This is a genomic window from Streptomyces sp. DSM 116793 (assembly GCF_057320905.1).
In genome coordinates this window covers 8,355,194-8,372,479 of the sequence record NZ_CM170494.1, presented here as the reverse complement: position 1 = coordinate 8,372,479, position 17,286 = coordinate 8,355,194, and the positions used below count along the sequence as shown (strand labels likewise).

15 protein-coding genes are annotated in these 17,286 nt (G+C 71.9%); 6 read left to right on the top strand and 9 right to left on the bottom strand.

The genetic code is table 11. The annotated features are described in order from the left end of the window. Positions 1-26 precede the first annotated feature (26 nt). A complete protein-coding gene (gene pdxA / locus ACSMXW_RS33020; protein WP_485801780.1) occupies positions 27-1,049 on the top strand; it encodes a 4-hydroxythreonine-4-phosphate dehydrogenase PdxA in 1,023 nt (340 codons plus the stop codon). Beyond that, positions 1,046-1,816: a DeoR/GlpR family DNA-binding transcription regulator gene (locus tag ACSMXW_RS33015; RefSeq protein ID WP_485801779.1), complete on the top strand. Its 771-nt coding sequence runs from the start codon at positions 1,046-1,048 to the stop codon at positions 1,814-1,816. Before pdxA ends, ACSMXW_RS33015 begins: the two co-directional genes overlap by 4 nt. Positions 1,817-2,059: 243 nt before the next feature. On the opposite strand, the gene ACSMXW_RS33010 is transcribed toward ACSMXW_RS33015, so the two are convergent. The 7 genes from ACSMXW_RS33010 to ACSMXW_RS32980 form a co-directional block, all read right to left on the bottom strand. Beyond that, positions 2,060-2,659: a GTP-binding protein gene (locus ACSMXW_RS33010; RefSeq protein ID WP_485801778.1), complete on the bottom strand. Its 600-nt coding sequence runs from the start codon at positions 2,657-2,659 to the stop codon at positions 2,060-2,062. After that, on the bottom strand, positions 2,640-3,014 hold the full coding sequence (locus ACSMXW_RS33005; RefSeq protein ID WP_485801776.1) for a DUF742 domain-containing protein: 375 nt from the start codon (positions 3,012-3,014) through the stop codon (positions 2,640-2,642). Before ACSMXW_RS33005 ends, ACSMXW_RS33010 begins: the two co-directional genes overlap by 20 nt. Then, positions 3,007-3,438 carry a roadblock/LC7 domain-containing protein gene (locus ACSMXW_RS33000; RefSeq protein WP_485801775.1) on the bottom strand — a complete coding sequence of 144 codons (432 nt, stop codon included), beginning with the start codon at positions 3,436-3,438 and terminating at the stop codon, positions 3,007-3,009. Before ACSMXW_RS33000 ends, ACSMXW_RS33005 begins: the two co-directional genes overlap by 8 nt. A 14-nt stretch (positions 3,439-3,452) precedes the next feature. After that, positions 3,453-6,140, bottom strand: coding sequence for a sensor histidine kinase (locus tag ACSMXW_RS32995; RefSeq protein WP_485801773.1), 2,688 nt, complete (start codon positions 6,138-6,140; stop codon positions 3,453-3,455). Positions 6,141-6,566: 426 nt separating this feature from the next. Next, complete coding sequence (locus ACSMXW_RS32990) at positions 6,567-7,751, bottom strand: FAD-dependent oxidoreductase (protein WP_485801771.1); 1,185 nt, start codon at positions 7,749-7,751, stop codon at positions 6,567-6,569. Positions 7,752-7,888: 137 nt separating this feature from the next. Then, positions 7,889-9,436 (bottom strand): amino acid adenylation domain-containing protein, encoded by a 1,548-nt coding sequence (locus ACSMXW_RS32985; RefSeq protein WP_485801769.1) that lies wholly within the window; start codon positions 9,434-9,436, stop codon positions 7,889-7,891. Beyond that, positions 9,433-11,400 carry a beta-ketoacyl synthase N-terminal-like domain-containing protein gene (locus ACSMXW_RS32980; RefSeq protein WP_485801767.1) on the bottom strand — a complete coding sequence of 656 codons (1,968 nt, stop codon included), beginning with the start codon at positions 11,398-11,400 and terminating at the stop codon, positions 9,433-9,435. Before ACSMXW_RS32980 ends, ACSMXW_RS32985 begins: the two co-directional genes overlap by 4 nt. An 871-nt stretch (positions 11,401-12,271) precedes the next feature. Between ACSMXW_RS32980 and ACSMXW_RS32975 the strand changes: the two genes are divergently transcribed. The 4 genes from ACSMXW_RS32975 to ACSMXW_RS32960 all read left to right on the top strand — a co-directional run bounded on the left by ACSMXW_RS32975 (position 12,272) and on the right by ACSMXW_RS32960 (position 15,371). Beyond that, complete coding sequence (locus ACSMXW_RS32975) at positions 12,272-13,294, top strand: GAF domain-containing protein (protein WP_485801765.1); 1,023 nt, start codon at positions 12,272-12,274, stop codon at positions 13,292-13,294. Between the two features lie 473 nt (positions 13,295-13,767). After that, positions 13,768-14,331: a TetR/AcrR family transcriptional regulator gene (locus tag ACSMXW_RS32970; protein ID WP_485801764.1), complete on the top strand. Its 564-nt coding sequence runs from the start codon at positions 13,768-13,770 to the stop codon at positions 14,329-14,331. Positions 14,332-14,512: 181 nt separating this feature from the next. Continuing rightward, entirely contained in the window at positions 14,513-14,941 is a 429-nt protein-coding gene (locus ACSMXW_RS32965) for a tautomerase family protein (protein WP_485801763.1), read from the top strand. Positions 14,942-15,158: 217 nt separating this feature from the next. Further along, entirely contained in the window at positions 15,159-15,371 is a 213-nt protein-coding gene (locus tag ACSMXW_RS32960; RefSeq protein WP_485801761.1) for a hypothetical protein, read from the top strand. 34 nt (positions 15,372-15,405) lie between these two features. On the opposite strand, the gene ACSMXW_RS32955 is transcribed toward ACSMXW_RS32960, so the two are convergent. Together ACSMXW_RS32955 and ACSMXW_RS32950 are read right to left on the bottom strand one after the other, a co-directional pair. After that, positions 15,406-15,693: a hypothetical protein gene (locus tag ACSMXW_RS32955; protein WP_485801760.1), complete on the bottom strand. Its 288-nt coding sequence runs from the start codon at positions 15,691-15,693 to the stop codon at positions 15,406-15,408. Between the two features lie 395 nt (positions 15,694-16,088). After that, a complete protein-coding gene (locus ACSMXW_RS32950; RefSeq protein WP_485801758.1) occupies positions 16,089-17,096 on the bottom strand; it encodes a LacI family DNA-binding transcriptional regulator in 1,008 nt (335 codons plus the stop codon). Between the last annotated feature and the right edge of the window lie 190 nt (positions 17,097-17,286).

Genomic DNA, 17,286 nt, shown 5'->3' with positions numbered 1-17,286 from the left:
AGTCGCGGCTACGGAAGGATGTCACCATGTCCGAACCTGTTGTTGCCATCACCATGGGCGACGCCGCCGGCGTCGGCCCCGAGGTGATCGTCAAGGCGCTGGCCGGCGCCGCCGGGCGGCTGCCCTTCCGGCCGCTGGTGGTCGGTGATGCGGCCCGGCTGGAGAAGGCCGTCGAGGTGTGCGGGGTGCGGCTGGAGGTCAACCGGGTGGACTCCGTGGGCCGGGCGGCCTTCCAGCCGGGCCGGGTGGACTGCCTGGACATCGGCGGCATCCCCGCGGACCTGCCCTTCGGCAGGCTCTCTCCCGTGGCCGGGGAGGGCGCGTACCGCTATGTGGCGGCGGCCACCCGGCTGGCGTCCGACGGCGAGGTCGACGCGATCTGCACCGCGCCGCTCAACAAGGAGGCCCTGCACGCCGCGGGCCACCGCTACCCCGGGCACACCGAACTGCTCGCCGAGCTGACCGGCACCGCCGAGGTCTCCATGCTGCTGTCGGCCCCCAGGCTCCGGGTCATCCATGTCACCACGCACATCGGCCTCGTCGACGCGGTGGCGAGGATCGAGCCGGGCCTGGTGGAGCGCACCATCCGCCGCGGGCACGCGACGATCACCGCGTCCGGTGTCGCGGCACCGCGCATCGCGGTCTGCGGCATCAACCCGCACGCCGGAGAGAACGGCCTCTTCGGGCACGGTGAGGAGGAGGCCAAGGTGGTGCCGGCGATAGCGGCGGTGCGCGCCGACGGGATCGACGCCCAGGGGCCGCTGCCCGCGGACACCGTCTTCTTCCGGGCCGTGCGCGGCGACTTCGACCTGGTGGTCGCCATGTACCACGACCAGGGCCACGGCCCGGTGAAGGTGCTGGGCCTGGACGCCGGGGTGAACATCACGGTCGGCCTGCCGGTGATCCGCACCAGTGTCGACCACGGCACCGCGTTCGACATCGCGGGCACCGGCCGGGCCGACGAGGCGAGCATGGTGGAGGCCCTGCGGCAGGCGGTGGAGCTGGCTCCGCGGCGCGGGGCGGCCCCCGTGGGAGGCACCGGGGCATGAACAGCAGGGACCGTCGCGCCACCATCCGCGACCTGCTGCAGAGCCGGCCGCTGAGCGTGACGGAGCTGGCGAGGCGGTACGGAGTCTCGGAGTCCACGATCCGGCGCGACCTCTCCCGGCTCTCCGCGTCGGGGGAGGTCGTGCGCACCTACGGCGGCGCGGTGTCGTCGGCGCCCGGCGAGGAACAGCCGCTCCAGCAACGGGAGTTGCTGGCCCGCAGGGAGAAGGCGGCCATCGCGCGGGCGGCCGAGGCGCATGTCACCGGCAGCGGTCCGCTGCTGCTGGACGCCGGTACGACGGTCGGGGCGCTCGCCTCCCGGCTGGCCGCGCGCGGCGGGGTGACGGTGGCCACTGTCGGCCTGACGTCCATCAACGAGCTGGCCGGGGTGCCGGGCGTCGAGTTGATCGTGCTCGGCGGCACGGTGCGGCACCTCAGCCTCGGCATGGTGGGGCCGCTCACGGAGGCGGCGGTGGCCCGGCTCACCGCGGGCGCCGTCTTCCTCGGCGCGGACGGCGTGGTGGCCGGGCGGGGGATCTGCGAGGCCCGCCCGGAGCAGGCCGCACTGAAGGAACTCATGATCAACCGCTCACGGGCGGTGTACGTGCTCGCCGACGCCGGCAAGCTGGGCCGTGAGGAGTCCTACTGGTGGGCGGGGTTCGAGGCGCCCTGGACACTGATCACCGACGACGGCGCGAGTGACGAGCAGTTGGCGCCCTTCCACGCGGACCCCCTGTGCACGGTGGAGGTCGCCAAGGTGGCGGGGTGATCGCCGGAGCGACGGGATGACGGCACGGCAGGTCACCGGACGGGTGCCGGGGTCCGTCCACGGCAGGCAGGGCGGTACCGGGCCGCCGGCACCCCGCCGGTGTCCGTGGCCCGTCCGGAGCCCTGGCCCCGTCCGCGCACCCGGGCCCCGGCACACCCGGACCCCGGCACGCCCGTGGCCCGTCCGGCGCCCGGGGTCGCCCCCGGGCCGCCTTCGAGGCCGCCTCCCGGGGGCGGTGCGCCGTCAGTGGGCGCCCGGGACGACCGCCGTCCTGGCCAGGGCCTGTGCCCGGGCCACGTCCAGCAGGGCCAGCAGGACACTCTTGCTGGACTCGCGGTCGCGGGCGTCGCAGAGCATCACCGGGATGTCCGGGCCGAGGTCGAGCGCCTTGCGTACCTGCTCGGTGGTCCACTCCCGCCGGCCGTGGAAGCAGTTGATGCCCACGGCGAACGGCGTGCCACGCTTCTCGAAGTAGTCCACCGAGGCGAAGCACTGCTCCAGGCGGCGGGTGTCCGCGAGTACGACCGCGCCCAGCGCACCGAGCGCGAGGTCGTCCCACATGAACCAGAAGCGGTGCTGGCCCGGCGTGCCGAACAGGTACAGGACCAGCTCCGGAGCGATGGTGATCCGGCCGAAGTCCATGGCGACCGTGGTCGCCGTCTTGTTCTCGACACCGGCGAGGCTGTCGAAACCCACGCTCGCCACGGTCATGCGCTCTTCGGTTTCGAGCGGCGGGACCTCACTGACGGAGCCGACCATCGTGGTCTTGCCCACGCCGAAGCCGCCCGCTATGAGAATTTTCAACGCCGTCGGCATGACTGGGTTAGAGGCGGCGTATGCCATCCATGACCCTTTCGATCAGTTCCACACTCGGGGCGTCGCTCTCCTTGGGCGGAGCCTGGACGAGGATCAGCTCCGAATTAAGTAAATCGCCGCAGAGGACCTTCACCACACTCACCGGAAGGTCCAGTTGAGCGGCGATCTCGGCGATGGCCACGGCCCGGTCCCGGCAGATGTCCAGGATCGCCGCCGACTCCGGTTCGACCGGCTCACCGCCGAATCCGTCCGGAGACCGGGTGACCACCAGGGTGATCAGCGCGAAGGAGTGCTGGCTGTGCCGCGTGCGTCCCCCGGTGATGGCGTATGGCCGGACGTGGTGTCCGACCCCTTCGGCGTCGGACCACTGCCCGTCAGGCACCCTTACCGTACCGCACGAAGGAGGTCTCCACGCGGGGCGCGGCGCTCAGGTACTGCCCCACCTGCTTGACCAGCGTGTTCATCTCGAAGGCCATCATGCCGACGTCGACACTGTCGGAGGCGAAGGCCGCGAGCCGCGCTCCCTGTCCCGCACTGGTGACGAAGAGGTAGGCGGTGTCCATCTCGACCACCGTCTGCCGTACGTGTCCACCCTGGAAGCGGTTGGCGGCACCGCGCGACAGGCTCTGCAGACCCGACGCGATCGCGGAGAGCTGCTCGGCGTCGTCCCTGCCCAGTTCCTTCGACTTGGCGAGGGTGAGGCCGTCCTCGGACAGGACGATCGCGTGGCGGATCTCCGGGATCCTGTCGACGAGGCTGTCCAGGAGCCAGTCCAGCCTGGGGAGCGTTTCCACCTGTTCAGACATTACCGATTCATCCCTCACAGTTCGTCGGTGCCGTTGTGACGCGACTCTGCCGGGCCATCCAGCTCGGCGGCCTGGGAGTCACCCTCCCGGGCCAGCCTGGTTGCGCGCTGAATGGCCATCATGTTGGCAGCGGACCTGCCAGGTGTGAAACTGCCCATGTCTTCCTCAACGTCCTCTCGGCCCGAGCGCGGGGGTGCCGCCTCCTCCCGCAACTGCTTGGCGAGACTTGCGCCCCGGGTCCTGGTGGGAAGGACCTGGGGGTCTTCCAATGGCTGTGGCGACAGACCCTGCCCCATGGGTTCGGCCGGCGGAGCGCCTTGCTCGGTGTAGTGGTCCGAAGGCTCCCCGTACCGGTCTCCACGGGCATGGAGGTCAGAGTGCGCAAGCGTGTCCGCGTGCGTATGGAGATCATGCTGCGGCTGGGGCTCGTGGTAGGTCGGTACCTCCTGGTGCATCTGGAGGTCCGTGTGGTCCGAGAGGGGCGACCACGCCGACGACGGCGCGGTGCCCGCCCGCTCCTCCTCCACGGACGGCAGCAGGCCCGCGCCGCCGTAGTCCGGGAACCCGTGGGTCTCGAACTGCGGTGTCCGCGCCCCTGCCGTCACCAGGCCCGCGTTGCTGCCGACCGCCGCCACGCTGGGGACGTCCAGGAGGCCGCCGCCACCGGTGGCGAGCGGCTCGGGTCCCCGGGGACTCGGGATGTGCACCGGAGTCGGTGTGGTCGACGGGGCCGGCGCGGAGGCCGGGGCCGGCGCCGACCCGGGGCTGGGAGCGGACGCCGGGGCCGGTGCCTGCGCCTGTACCGCGGCGGAGTGCCCCGCGGCCGCCTTGAGCTTCTCCGGGAGCGACGACTCGTGCTCCTCCAGGAGCGAGGTGGGCACCAGCACCACGGCGAGCGTGCCGCCGTAGTCGGACTCGCGCAGCGACACCTTGAGACCGTGCCGCTCGGCCAGCTTGGCCACCACGAAGAGTCCCAGACGCGGGTCCTTGCCGAGCGCGTCCATGTCGGGCTGCGGCGGGTCCGCCAGCATCCTGTTCAGGTGCTCGTACTGCTCGGGCGGCATGCCGAGGCCGCGGTCCTCCACGTGCAGGGCCAGACCCCTGGCCACCTTACGGGCGCTGATCTGCACCTGGGTGTCCGGCGGCGAGAAGGTGGTGCCGTTCTCGATGAGCTCGGCGAGCAGGTGGGTGATGTCGGTGACCGCGCGCGCCGCCACCGACACCTGGCGCCCCGGTGGGAACGATTGCACCGTCACCCTGCGGTACTGCTCGGTCTCGGAGACGGCGCCGCGCACCACGTCGGTGATGGACAGCGGGCGGATGCCGCGGCGGCCCGGCGCGGAGCCACCGAGGATCACCAGGTTCTCCGAGTGCCTGCGGACACGGGTGGCCAGGTGGTCCACCTTGAAGATGTCCTGCAGGAGGTCGGAGTCCTCGTGCTTGCGCTCCAGGTCGTCCAGCAGGGAGATCAGCCGGTGCACCAGGATCTGGGTGCGGCGGGTGAGGTTCGCGAAGACCTTCTCGGTGCCCTCGCGGCCGCGGGCCTGCCGCACCAGGGCGGCCTCGAACTCGTGCCCGAGGCGGCTCACGGCCACCCCGAGCCGCTCCAGGTGGTCGGCGTCCGGGGCGGCGGGCGGCACCTCGCCGGGGGCGACGTGCTCGCCGCGCTCCAGCTCCTGGAGGATCTGCGGCAGCCGGCGCTCGCCGAGGTCCTCGATCTGCTTCTGGAGGTCGGACAGCCTGCCGGAGGTCGACTTCGCGGCGCGGCGCACCAGGACACCGGTGACGACCAGCGCGGCGATGGCGGCGAGCGTGCCCAGCACGGCCTGGAGCAGCAGGATGTCGGCCCGGTCGGAGCCCTCGTCCGCGAGGGCGGTGAAGGAGTCCGCGTCGATCCTGGTCAGGTCGGCGCCGATGGTGTCGACGGCCGCCCGCCAGTCCCCCGCCTGCTTCGGCGGTGTGGTGGAGGCGCTCCGTGACACCGCGTCCTCGATGGACGTCAGCGACTTCCACTGCGGATCGGCCAGCAGTCGCTCGTAGCCGGCCCCCTCGCCGCCGGGCAGGTCGCCGGAGTCCAGCAGGGCGGTGCGGATGTGCCGCTGGATGGCGGCGTACTGGGCGAACTGCACATGGGCGGTGGCGGACAGATCGCCGGAGGCGAGCGCGCTGGACAGCAGCGCGTCCTCACGGGAGATCATCTCGGAGACCTGCACCAGGGAGGTGGTGGCCCTGGCGGCCTTCGCGAGCCGTCCGTCGCCGATCTGCGTGGCGGCGTCGATCACCTTGGCGCTGATGGCGATGGTGTCCGTGTAGTACTGGAAGACCTTCGCCTCGCTGAGGGTGCGCCGGTCGATGGCGCTGCGGTTCTTGGAGAGCTTGTTCAGCGCGGAGTTCAGGCTCTTGGTCCGGTCCTGAAGAGCCTTGCCGTCCGTGCTGGACTCCGTCGACCGGCGGAACTTCTCGATGGCGGCGTCGGTGTTGGTGCGCGCCTGCTCCAGGGCGGAGCGGGCCGGCTCGGCCTGGTTGGCCTGCCAGGTGGCGGTCAGACGGCGCTCGATCTGGAGCTTGGAGAGCACGTCGTGGGCCGGTCCACCGACCGTCAGGGCCAGGGACGTGTCGTCACGCACCTGGAACTGGTCGGCGAGCAGCCCCGTCGCCGTGCATCCCCAGAGCCCGACGAGGAGCACCGCCGGAATCGCCACCGGCAGAACAGACGCGGATCGAGGGGACTTGCGTTGAGCTGCCCTGCTAGCTGTGTGCCGGTCGCGTATAGCTGGCATCTGGTTCCTTGAACTGCAGCGAAACTGGTAGCGGTAGCAAATGGTGCGACATGCCTTGTTGTTCCCGCGCGCGCCACTCTGACGTGCCGTCATCTACCGATCACGACCCGGTGAACCGTACCAGGATCAGGGCGAACTAATCATACGAGTCCGGTGCTTGAGTGGAACCACCTCTGCCGGTCGCCCTGCGGCACGGAACTGCACGGCGACCAGGACGCGGGGCCGGAGCGGACTTTACCCGGTTCCCGGCCTTTCGCGGCCTGTCCAGCGGAAGGTGACGCCTGGCCAGGGGCCTTGCGGCCGCCCGACGGTGGGGAACGTCACATGCCAGCGGCGCATGCCGTACCTTCAGAGCAAGGAAAGAAGTTTCGGGACGTAAAGGGCGGTGATGGGTTCGATCCCGGCGACGATGTCGAAATAGATGGACCTGAGATCGGGGTCGGTCTGCACCGCCCGCAGCAATTCCAGGCGCTGCTCGTGCTGGGTGAGTTGTGCCGCGGCGAGGGTGGCCTGGTAGCCCGCGGTGAGGGCGGCGTCCCGGTCCTCTGCGTAGGCGGCGATGGCCCGGTCGAGTTCGCCCGGGTGACCGCCGAGCCGGCCTCCCACGTGCCGCGCCAGGCTCTCCGCCTGGTAGAAGGCGTCGCTGATGCCCCGTGCGGTGATGGAGTCCTTGTGGTGGCCGGCGTCGCCGACCAGCACCCAGCCGGGGCCGCCCGCCTGCCGGAAGAAGTTCTGCTGGTCGCCGGTGCCCCGCAGGCGCTCCACCATCGGCTTGCCCTGGAGGCGTTCGTACAGGGCCGGCGCGGTGGTGCGGATCTGCTCCAGGTAGGCGTGCCGGATGTCGGTGCGCACCTGGTCGAAGCGTGACTGCGGGAAGTAGGCGAGCACCAGGGTGGCGGCGTTGTTGGTGGGTACCGCGGCCACCCAGCTGCCCGGTGCCTCGTAGAGCTCGAGAGCGGCCGGAACGTCTCCCCAGTAGGCGTAGTAGGCGCAGGTCATGCGGGGTTTCTGGGAGGTGTAGGGTGCGCCGCAGAGCTCCGCGACCTTGGAGCGCATACCGTCCGCGCCGATCACCAGGTGTGCGCGCTCGGTGAAGGGCAGGCCCGCGTATCTCCCCTCCACACCGACGACCCGGCCGGTCTCGTCGTGCAGCAGACCGCTCACGGTGCACTTGCCGCGGAACTCCACCCCGGCCGCCACGGCACCCTCCACCAGGATGGCGTCCAGGACCACGCGCCGCGGCGCATACCCCGCACGCTGTCCTTCGACACCGCGTGCACACCCTTCGAGCCGGATGTCGGCCACCTCGTAGACGGCGTGGTCGAGGGCCGGGCACCCCGAGGCGCGGACCCGGTCCAGCAAACCCCACCGGGCCAGCGCCGCGACGCCCGGCTGGTGGATGAGGTGGGTGGAGAGGGTGTCGGAGGGGAAGTCCGCCCGGTCCAGCATGAGCACCCGGTACCCCGCACGGGCGAGCAGCATGGCGGTGGGCGCTCCGGCACAGCGCGCTCCCACCACGATGGCGTCAAACATGGGCGAGCCTCACAGACAAGTCGAACGGGACGGTGGGTGGGTGACACACGCGCAGGTGGGCGGACCTGGTGGCGCCCGCCCCGGGAAGCGGTGGGAGGCGGCGGCCGACCCGCGCAGCGGCCGCCGGCTGGGTGCGCTCAGGAACGGTCGTCGCCGAGTGCCTCCAGCAGCGCACGCCGGTCGATCTTGCCATTGGCGTTCAGCGGCAGTTGCTCGAACGGAACGATCCGCCGGGGCAGCATGTACAGGGGCAGGTGGTCGCCGAGGGCGGCGAACAGCCGCTCGCCGTCGCAGTCGGCGCCGCTCACCGCGGCCTCCAGCTCGGGCTCGCCGTCCCGTCCCGGCACGGCCACCACCACGGCGTCGTGCACCCCTGCCTGCTCCCTGAGCAGGGCCTCGACCTCGCCCAACTCGATCCGGTGGCCGCGGATCTTGACCTGCTGGTCCACCCGTCCCAGGTGCACCAGCTGCCCGTCCTGGAGGGTGACCCGGTCGCCGGTGCGGTACCAGTGCTCCGCGGTGACGGCGGTGCCCGGGGTGATGGGGTGCGCCAGGCCTTCCGCGGCGATGCTCAGGAAGCGCCCTGCGTCGTTCGCCGGGTCGAGGTAGCCGGCGAAGCGCTGGGGGCCGCGCACACACAGCTCACCGGTGGTGGCGGTGCGGCCGGTCTCGTCGAGCAGCAGGTACTCCGTGCCGGGGTGGCAGGTGCCGATGGGGACGATGCCGTTGGCCGGGCTCGGCCAGTCCTCCGGGTGGGGCGGCAGGCGGTAGGCGGTGCAGGAGATGGTGAGTTCGGTGGGGCCGTAGAGGACCTCCAGTGCGCTGCCGGGTGCGGCGGCGCGCCAGGCGCGGGCCGCGCTCAGCGGCAGCGGCTCGCCGCCGAAGACGCTCCAGCGCAGTGTCGGCATGCTGCCCGGGGTGAGCGTGCCGAGGCGGGCGGCGAAGGAGACCACCGACGGCACCGAGAACCAGTGGGTGAGCCGCTGGGCGTTGATGAACTTCACCGGCGCCAGCAGGTGGTGGCGCATCGGCACGACCAGGGTGGCGCCGCAGCCCCAGGCGACGAACAGGTCGTGGACGGAGCCGTCGAAGGTCAGGTCGAAGCTGCCCGACATCCGGCTGCCGGGCCCGGCGTCGTACCGGGTGGTCAGGTGGGCGAGGTAGGCGCAGATGTTGCGGTGCAGGATCGGCACGCCCTTGGGCACACCGGTGGAGCCCGAGGTGAAGATGATGTACGCGATGTCGTCGGGGGTGGTCCGCGGCGGGGGCGCGGGAGCGAGCCGGTGGGCGGTGGGGTCCCACGGCCGGGCGGCGAGCAGGGGCACGCCGAGGTCGGCGCCGGACTCCGCGGTCTCGGTGAGCACCAGGTCGAGCTCCGCCGCCTTGGCGATGGACGCGTTGCGTGCCGCGGGGAACTCGGGGTTGAGGGGGACGACGGCCGCGCCCGCGCGCAGGATCGCGAGGTATCCGGCGTATGCGGTCAGGGAGCGGCTCGCCAGCAGGCCGACTCTTCGGGGGGCGGTGCCGCCGCACGCGGCGACCAGCCGGGCGGCGAGCTGCTCCGCCAGGTCCCGCAGCTGACCGTAGGTCAGTGCGTCGTCGCCCACTTCGACGGCCGTCCGGGCGTCGCCGAGCCGGTCGGCGCTGCGGGCGAACCATGCGTAGGCGGTCTGCGGGTGGCTCATGCCTTCTGTGCCTCCAGCTCCGTCAGCCACTGCCGCAGCGCGGCCACGTCGTGCAGCCGGGCCAGTTCCTCGGGCTCGACCTGGCGGTCGAACTTCTCGGACAGCTCGACGATGATCCGCAGCATCGCCAGGGAGTCGATGCCTATCTCGGAGAGCATCGACGCCTCGGTGTACGAGGTGCGGGCGTGCTCGCGCAGCACCTCGTCGGCGAGGTCGCCGCCCGGCTGCGACGCGCGTTGCTCCCCCGGCCAGTAGCGTTTGAGCTGCCAGGGATAGGTGGGCAGCGGCACGTACCGGAAGCCGGGTCCGTACACCTCCTGCCACTCGATGTTCTCGCCGGCCACGTAGCGCTCGGCGGCGGCGAGGGCGCTGCGGCTCTTGCGGCGCGGGGTGCCGGTGCCGCGCAGTGCCTCGACCATCTCCTCGTGCGAGGTGCCGACCACCGCGGTGCGGTAGGCGTGGTGCTGGCGGCGGGTGGAGGCGCTGTAGCAGATGTCGCGGAGCGGGTAGGCGGCGCCCCGACCGTAGGGGCCGAGGTAGTCGGCGTAGGCGCGGACGAGGTCGGCCAGGGCCTCGGGGCTGCGGGCGGAGAGCGGCAGCAGGTAGGCCTCCCGGCGCAGGCTGCGCGGGGTGGGGATGCGGCCGGCGGCGACGGTGTCGCCCTGCCGGACCACCAGGTGGGCGTTGAGCGCGGAGACGCCCTGTCCGCTGACGCCGGCGAGTGCCGGTCTGCCGGTGTACGGCAGGGGCTGCAGCCGGTCGGGGACGCGCAGCGGCAGCCGGTCCCAGGCCACCTGGGGGTTGGGCGTCTTCAGGTGCAGGCTGGCCGGCACCTGACCGTGCTCCAGGCAGAGCACGGTCTTGATCAGCCCGGCGAGCCCGCCCGCCGCCTCCGCGTGGCCGATGTTGGTCTTCACGGAGCCGACCAGGCAGGGGCGTTCGGCAGGGCGGCCGCGGCCCATCACCTCGCCGATCGCGGTGAACTCCAGCGGGTCCAGGGTCGGCGAGCCGACGCCGTGCGCCTCGACGAAGTCCACGTCGGCGGGGTTGGCCCCGGCGTCCTGGTAGGCCCAGCGGAGCACGTCCACCTGCCCGGCCAGCGAGGGCGTCAGCAGGGCGCCCCCGGTGCGGCCGTCGTTGCTGACCGCGCTGCCCTGGATCACGGCGCGGATGCGGTCGCCGTCGGCGAGTGCCGCGGCCAGCGGCTTGAGGACGACGACGCCGACGCCGTCGCTGGGCGCGTAGCCGTCGGCGCCCGCGTCGCCGAACTTGCTGCGGCCGTCCCGCGCCAGCGTGCCGGCCTGCGTCATCATCACGGCCTCGTCCGGGCGGAGCTTGATGTTCACGCCCGCGGCGATCGCCAGCGGGACCTCGCCGGCGCGCAGGCTCTGGACGGCGGTGTGCACCGCGACGAGCGCGGACGAGCAGGCGGTGTCCAGCACGACGCTGGGGCCGCGCAGGTCGAAGAAGTAGGAGAGGCGTGCGGACAGCAGCGAGCGGTAGTTGTGGAACTGCGAGGCGCCGGCCGCCTGCAGGCCCTTGCGGTACTGCATCTCGAGGAAGTCGGTGTGGGCGTTGCCGACGAAGACGCCGGTCCTGGTGCCGCCCAGCAGGTCGGGGCGCTGGCCCGCGTCCTCCAGCGCCTCCCAGGCGGTCATCAGCAGCAGGCGGTGCTGGGGGTCGAGTTCGGTGGCATCGGTGGGCGACATCTCGAAGAACTCCGCGTCGAACGCGGCCATGTCCTGCACATAACCGGCGCGGCGGCTGCGGATGGTGCCGGGTTTGGGGACGGTGGAGTACAGCGCGTCGGCGTCGTAGCGCTCGGCGGGGGTCTGGCTCGTGGCGTCCGCGCCCTCGCAGAGCAACTCCCACAGTTGGTCGGTCCCGGGGGCGCCGGGAAAACGGCAGGCCATGCCGATCACCGCCACCGACCGTGCTTCGACGTCCGCTGTCGACCTGTTCACCAGAACACTCCTTCGATGCTTCCCCGGGTACCGCTGCGATGGTGCCTGCACGCCTGCGCCATGAGTACCCAAGGGGGGCGGCCGTGACGTTCCTGAGCCGCCGTAGCGGTGCGGAATCTCGGATTCTGACAGGTGGGAACTCGACACGTGATGGTTGCGTCCTGATTCGTGCTGTCAGCGGCGCCCAGGGGCGGAGCTCGCCGGGCCGGAGGTCGCGCGGCGCACCGGCTGGGGTGCGTCGCCGCGGTCGCAGTGGTCTCGCTCACAGCCGCCCCGGTGGAGGGCCGTCGGCGGGGAGACGGACGTGGTGGTCGTCCGCGGTAGCGGCCGCCGGCGTCCGTTCCCTGAGCCGATGGCACGGGAAGGTCTGGACTGCGTTGAGAACCGGCCAACTTGTTGAATCGTTCCGGCGCCGCATTCAGGGCGTCGGGGTAATTCCCAGCCCCGCCGTAAGGCGTGGCACCCGGCCGACCGCATGTCCCTCCCTTCACCCTCGACTCAGCAGTGGTCCAAACCGGCTCGGCGAGAGAGCGATCGTGCCGCGAGGCCCCGCCGAACCGGCGCTGAGGCTACCGCTGCGCACACTGCTCCCCACAACCAACCACGGCACGATTGTCGTATGTAATGACCGACGCGGTCGTTGCCCCATCAAGGATTGGCAGGAACTGATCGTTGCCCGAATGAGACGGCTTGCACATGGACAGGATTCAAGGTTGCACCCCTGCCCGCACTCTGCGCTGACAGGGCATCGACGGGTGGTCACTCGGAGGTACCGGCGCCGCCCCTGGATGGTGCTGGTGTGACGGGGAACGGCCAAAGATGCCTCTGGGGGCAGTACGCGGAGGGGACGGATCTGGTTTCATCTCCAGTCATGGATTCCCTGACGCCTGATCACCCCGAGCACTCGGCCGAGGAACGCACCCACCGGCTGCAGGTCCTCGGACTCAACAGCGTTGAGGCCGAGGCGACGTTCGACCGGGTCGCACGCATCGCGGCAACCCTCACCCAGGCACCCCTCGCCATGGTCAACTTCATCAACAACGAGCGGCAGATGTTCCGCGGCATGTACGTCCCGCCGCCCGGAGAGAACGAGGGCAGCAGCGACGGCATAGTCTTCGACCTGAGCGACATAGCCCGCGAGGCCCCCACCGACTACGGCTTCTGCCCGCATGTCGTCGCCCAGGGGGCCCAGCTCGCGCTCGACGACGTCTTCGACTACCCGAGGTTCAAGGGCAACGCGCTCGTCAACGACATGGGCGTGCGCTCCTACCTGGGCACGCCCCTGCGCGACCACAACGGCATGATCCTCGGTACGGTCTGCGTCGCCGACATGAAGCCCCGCCAGTGGGGCCGGGAGCCCAGGGAGGGCATGCAGCAGCTCAGCGAGACGCTGCTGTCGGAGTTCAAGCTGCGCGACAGCCTGCTGACCCAGCAGCAGCAGCTGTTCGCCATCTTCGACCGGGCACCCTTCCCGATCATGCTGACCGAGGGACCCGAGCACCTGCTGCGCTATGCCAACGCTACCCAGGGTGACGCGTTCGGTCTGGTGCCCCGCCTCAGCCGCGGCCGCCAGGCTCTCAGCGGTCTGGATTCCGTAGGCGTGTTCAAGACAATGGATCAGGCTTTCCACACCGGCCAGACGATCACGCTTCCGCAGGCCCAGCTCATTCCGTACAACTCCTCCACGCCGAAGACCTACTCCTTCACCTGCACTCCGGTGAAGCTCTCCCCCGGCGCCTCGGTCATCAGCGGGGTGCTCACGGTCGCCATGGACATCACCGGGCAGCCCGGCCGCACCGAGGAGTCCCGGCAGATCGCCGCGCAGTTCCAGGACCGGTTCGAGCGGATGGGCTCGGGTGTCGGCGGCCAGCTGCACGGCGACTTCGGGCGCTGAGAGGCCGTCTGGTCCGCCCGGTTCCCGCCCCGGCCCAGGGATGCGGCGGGCCGGTGTGAGAATGATCACCGGCGCGCCCGGGCCGGGGCGCGGCCAACGGGCCGTCTCCCGGCGGGCACAGCGATTTCCGGCCGCCCCGGTGGCCGGCATGAAACCGGCCACCGGGGCAGATCCGGCCAGGGGCCGTCGGCCACCGCGCCGACGCCCCGGAGCCACCCTGGCCCCCTGAGCCACCCTCCCCCTTGAGTCACCCTGGCCTCTTGGAGCCGCTCTGAGCCCTGAGGGCCACCTGGACCATGAGGGCCGCCCCGCACCCCGAGGGCCGGTCCGCACCCCGAGGATCGCCTAGACCCCGAGGGCCACCCCGCACCCTGAGGGTCGGCCTGCACCCCGAGAGGTGTCGGGTCCCCTGAGAGCCGGCGTGCGGCGTCCATGGCTTGTGGTTGTACCTACTGGTATGTATGGTCGTCTCCATGGACACCCGGGAGCGACTGATCCAGAGCACGCGCGAGCTGCTCTGGGAGCGCGGCTACGTGGGCACCAGCCCGAAGGCGATCCAGCAGCGGTCCGGTGCGGGCCAGGGCAGCATGTACCACCACTTCCAGGGCAAGCCCGACCTGGCACTCGCCGCGATCGACCGCAGCGCCGAGGACCTGCGGAGCAGGGCGGAGGCGGAGTTGGGCCGGCCCGGCCCGGTGGCCGAGCGCGTCACCGCGTTCCTACGGCGGGAACGGGACGCGCTGAAGGGCTGCCCGGTGGGCCGTCTCACCCAGGATCCCGATGTGATGGCCGACCCGGACCTGCGCCGCCCCGTCCAGGAGACCTTCGCCTGGCTCACCGGCAGGCTGGCCGGGGTGCTGGCGGAGGGGCGGGACAGCGGCGAGATCGACGCGGGGCTCGACCCCGCGGCCACGGCGGCCGCGCTGATCGCGATGCTCCAGGGCGGCTATGTGCTGGCCCGGGCCGCCGGCTCGGCCGACGCGTACGCGCGGGCGGTCGACGGCGCCCTCGGCCTGCTGGCCGCACACGCGCACTGACCGGACCGTGCGCACGGGCCCCAAGCGCCCTGGTCCCACGGCGCACACGGGGCGGGGCCCATGCGCCGTGGTCCGGGGGGACATCGCGCACCGGGCCCGGGCCCACCGTACGGAGACCCCGACGACACGGCGGCGTCCTGACGGACACGCCGTCCCACCAACCCCGAGGAGCATCACCGACATGCCCTTTGTCCGCATCGACGCACTGCGGGCCGACGCCGGCCGGCTCGACGCGCTCGGTCGTGCCGTGCACGAGGCCCTGACGGAGACGATCGGCTTCCCTCCCGACGACCGGTTCCAGGTCCTGACCGGCCACGACGGGGTCAACAGCACCCTGCGGTACGACGACTACATGGGTGTGCACCGCGACGACGGCATCGTGTTCGTCAGCATCACCATGCGCTCCGGGCACGCCGCCGCGCAGAAGCGGGCGCTGTACCGGCGGATCGCCGAGCTGGCCCACGCGTACGCGGGCACGGAGCCGCGCAACGTGTTCGTCACCGTCACCGAGAACGAGTCGATCGACTGGTCCCTCGGCCACGGTCTGGCCCAGTACGCGCCTGGGCCCGAAGCGGTGGGCGCGCGGGCACCGGAGCACGCCGCCGGCTGAACGGCTCCGCCCCGGCCGGCAGATGAACGGCGTACCACGGGCACGAGGCGAACCCGCGGCGCGCGCCCGGCCCGGCCCGGTGCCCGGCGCGGACCACGAGGGCGAACCGGCACACGGACCACGAGCCGAACAGCCCGGCCCGGCAGGACCACCCGCCCCGCACGAGCGTCACTTCAAGGGCAGGCCGCTGGTACGGTCCGCCGCGCCTGCTGAGAGCATGGCGGACCGCAGTGGAAGTGAGGGGAACAGCGTGGCCGTGGTCGTCCTGTCCGGCATCCTCGTGCTCGTCGTCGGAGGGTGTGTCTGCGTCGTGTGGGCGGCGCGGGGCGGCCCGCGCCGGGTGCGCTGGGTTGCCGTCGCGACCCTGGTGGCGGGCGAGTCGGTGCGCCGGGCGGGGCGCCGGGACCGCAGGCCGAGCCCGAAGGAGTGACCGTCCGGCGGGTGCGGGTGGGCCGCGGCCGCCGTCACGTCGCGGGCCGGATGCGGAGCACGGCGGCATGCCCCGCGATTCCGGCGACCTCCAGGCTCATCGCGTTGACCACGGCCTTCTCGCCCGTGTGACACGTCAGATCCACCCGGGCCGGCCCGGCCGCCCCGGGCCCGGTGACGCTCGACGAACACCCGCCGTCGCTGGAGAAGTCCGACCGGGTCAGCGGCGCCGACAGCATCGCCGTACGGCCGTCGACCACGGTCACCTGCATCGGGCCGAGGCCGAACCGGGCCGGCAGCGGCACCGTCACGGGACCGCTCACACGGATCTCGCAGGTGCCGTCCGCGCACGCCCGGGGGTGCGCACCGTCCGCCGCCTCGGGCAGCGACGGTTTCGGCGCTGCCGTGGAGGGCGACGCGGCACCCGGGGTCGTGGCGGCGGTCGGGCCCGGGTGACGGTGCGACGGCGACGCGGCGGCGCGATCCCCGGACGGCTCTCCGGGCGAGCACGCAACCAGCACGCAGGGCACGGCCGTGCACAGCAGAACACCGGTCAGCAAGCGGTAAGGGCGCCCCGGCGCCGAGGACTTCGAGCGAGTCATACCGGCATTCGACCAGGACCGGCCGGGACCGGTCCCCGGGTCCGGCACCCCACCGGACCCGCACGCCCTGAACCCCGCCGGCGGCCGCCGGCCCCGGCGCACCCGCACCGGACCGCTCAGGTCGACCCCCGCACCACCAACTGCGTCCGGATCGCCGTCTCACCCCTGCCTCCGGTACCCGACATCTGCTCGGCCACCTGCTCGACCGCGGCCTGGCCGAGGCGGCGCTTGTCGATGGCGAGCGTGGTGAGCGGCGGGTCGACCAACTCGCCCAGGGCCAGGCCGTCGAAGCCGACGAAGGCGCAGTCGCCCGGCACGGCGCGGCCGCGGGCCAGGGCGTGCCGCATGGCGCCGATGGCGATCATGTCGTTGTAGGAGACGACGGCCGTGACCTCGGGCGCCGTCTCCAGAAGGCGCTCCATGGCCGCGGCGCCGCCCTGCATGGAGTTGCCCGCGAGCTGCCGCCAGCGCGGGTCGACCCGGAGGCCGCACTCCAGGGCCACCGTGGTGAACAGGCCGCTGCGCACGTCGGGCGTCCCGGACTCCGCGCGGTCCCGATCGTCGATCATGGCGATCCTGCGGTGTCCGCGGGCGATCAGGTGGTCGAACGCCTGCCGGATCCCGGAGGCGAAATCGATCCGGACGGTGGACACCTCCACCGGCCGGTCCTCGTTGCCGAGCAGCACGAAGGGGATGCCCGACCCGGCGACCCGCGCGATGGCGGTGGTGTCGAGGAGGAAGGCGACGCACGCGTCCACATGGTCGACGATCGTCTCCGCGATCTCCTGCTCCCTGCTGAGCCGCGACGAGGTGGTGTAGATGACGACCTGCCACCCCCGCGCCTCGGCGGCCTCCAGCACTCCGGCGACCACCTCGGGGAAGAACGGGTTCAGCACGTCCGCGATGACCAGGCCGAGCGTCGTCGTGGACTGCCTGACCATGCCGCGGGCGAAGCGGCTCGGCCGGTAGCCCATCTCCTGGGCCGCGGTCAGGATGCGCTGCCGGGTCGCGGGGTCGATCTCGGGCTTGTCGTTGATCGCCCGGGAGACGGTCTGCCGTGACACCCCTGTGGAGCGCGCCACGTCGTCGATGGTGATGCGGCGCGGCCTGTTCGTTGTGGACACGAGGGAACTCTAACCTCCGCCGGACCTGCCGGGGCCTGTTCGTGAGGGCATCTGACACTCTCTGCCACTTTCCGTGAGCGCTCACGGGAGCGCTCACGGAAAGTGGCATGATGTGGAAACTTTACCTGGTCAATTGGGTTGACAGCGGAATGAGGCTCAACCACTCTCTTCCGGGAACGCTCACGTGAGC

Excerpts from the sequence above, each read along its gene's own strand:
- ACSMXW_RS33015 (WP_485801779.1), top strand. The coding sequence starts at position 1,046 with ATGAACAGCAGGGACCGTCGCGCCACCATCCGCGACCTGCTGCAGAGC.
- ACSMXW_RS32960 (WP_485801761.1), top strand. The coding sequence starts at position 15,159 with ATGGCGGACCGCAGTGGAAGTGAGGGGAACAGCGTGGCCGTGGTCGTC.
- ACSMXW_RS32985 (WP_485801769.1), bottom strand. The coding sequence starts at position 9,436 with ATGAGCCACCCGCAGACCGCCTACGCATGGTTCGCCCGCAGCGCCGAC.
- ACSMXW_RS33010 (WP_485801778.1), bottom strand. The coding sequence starts at position 2,659 with ATGGCATACGCCGCCTCTAACCCAGTCATGCCGACGGCGTTGAAAATT.
- ACSMXW_RS32975 (WP_485801765.1), top strand. The coding sequence starts at position 12,272 with ATGGATTCCCTGACGCCTGATCACCCCGAGCACTCGGCCGAGGAACGC.
- ACSMXW_RS32965 (WP_485801763.1), top strand. The coding sequence starts at position 14,513 with ATGCCCTTTGTCCGCATCGACGCACTGCGGGCCGACGCCGGCCGGCTC.
- ACSMXW_RS32990 (WP_485801771.1), bottom strand. The coding sequence starts at position 7,751 with ATGTTTGACGCCATCGTGGTGGGAGCGCGCTGTGCCGGAGCGCCCACC.
- ACSMXW_RS33000 (WP_485801775.1), bottom strand. The coding sequence starts at position 3,438 with ATGTCTGAACAGGTGGAAACGCTCCCCAGGCTGGACTGGCTCCTGGAC.
- pdxA (WP_485801780.1), top strand. The coding sequence starts at position 27 with ATGTCCGAACCTGTTGTTGCCATCACCATGGGCGACGCCGCCGGCGTC.
- ACSMXW_RS32970 (WP_485801764.1), top strand. The coding sequence starts at position 13,768 with ATGGACACCCGGGAGCGACTGATCCAGAGCACGCGCGAGCTGCTCTGG.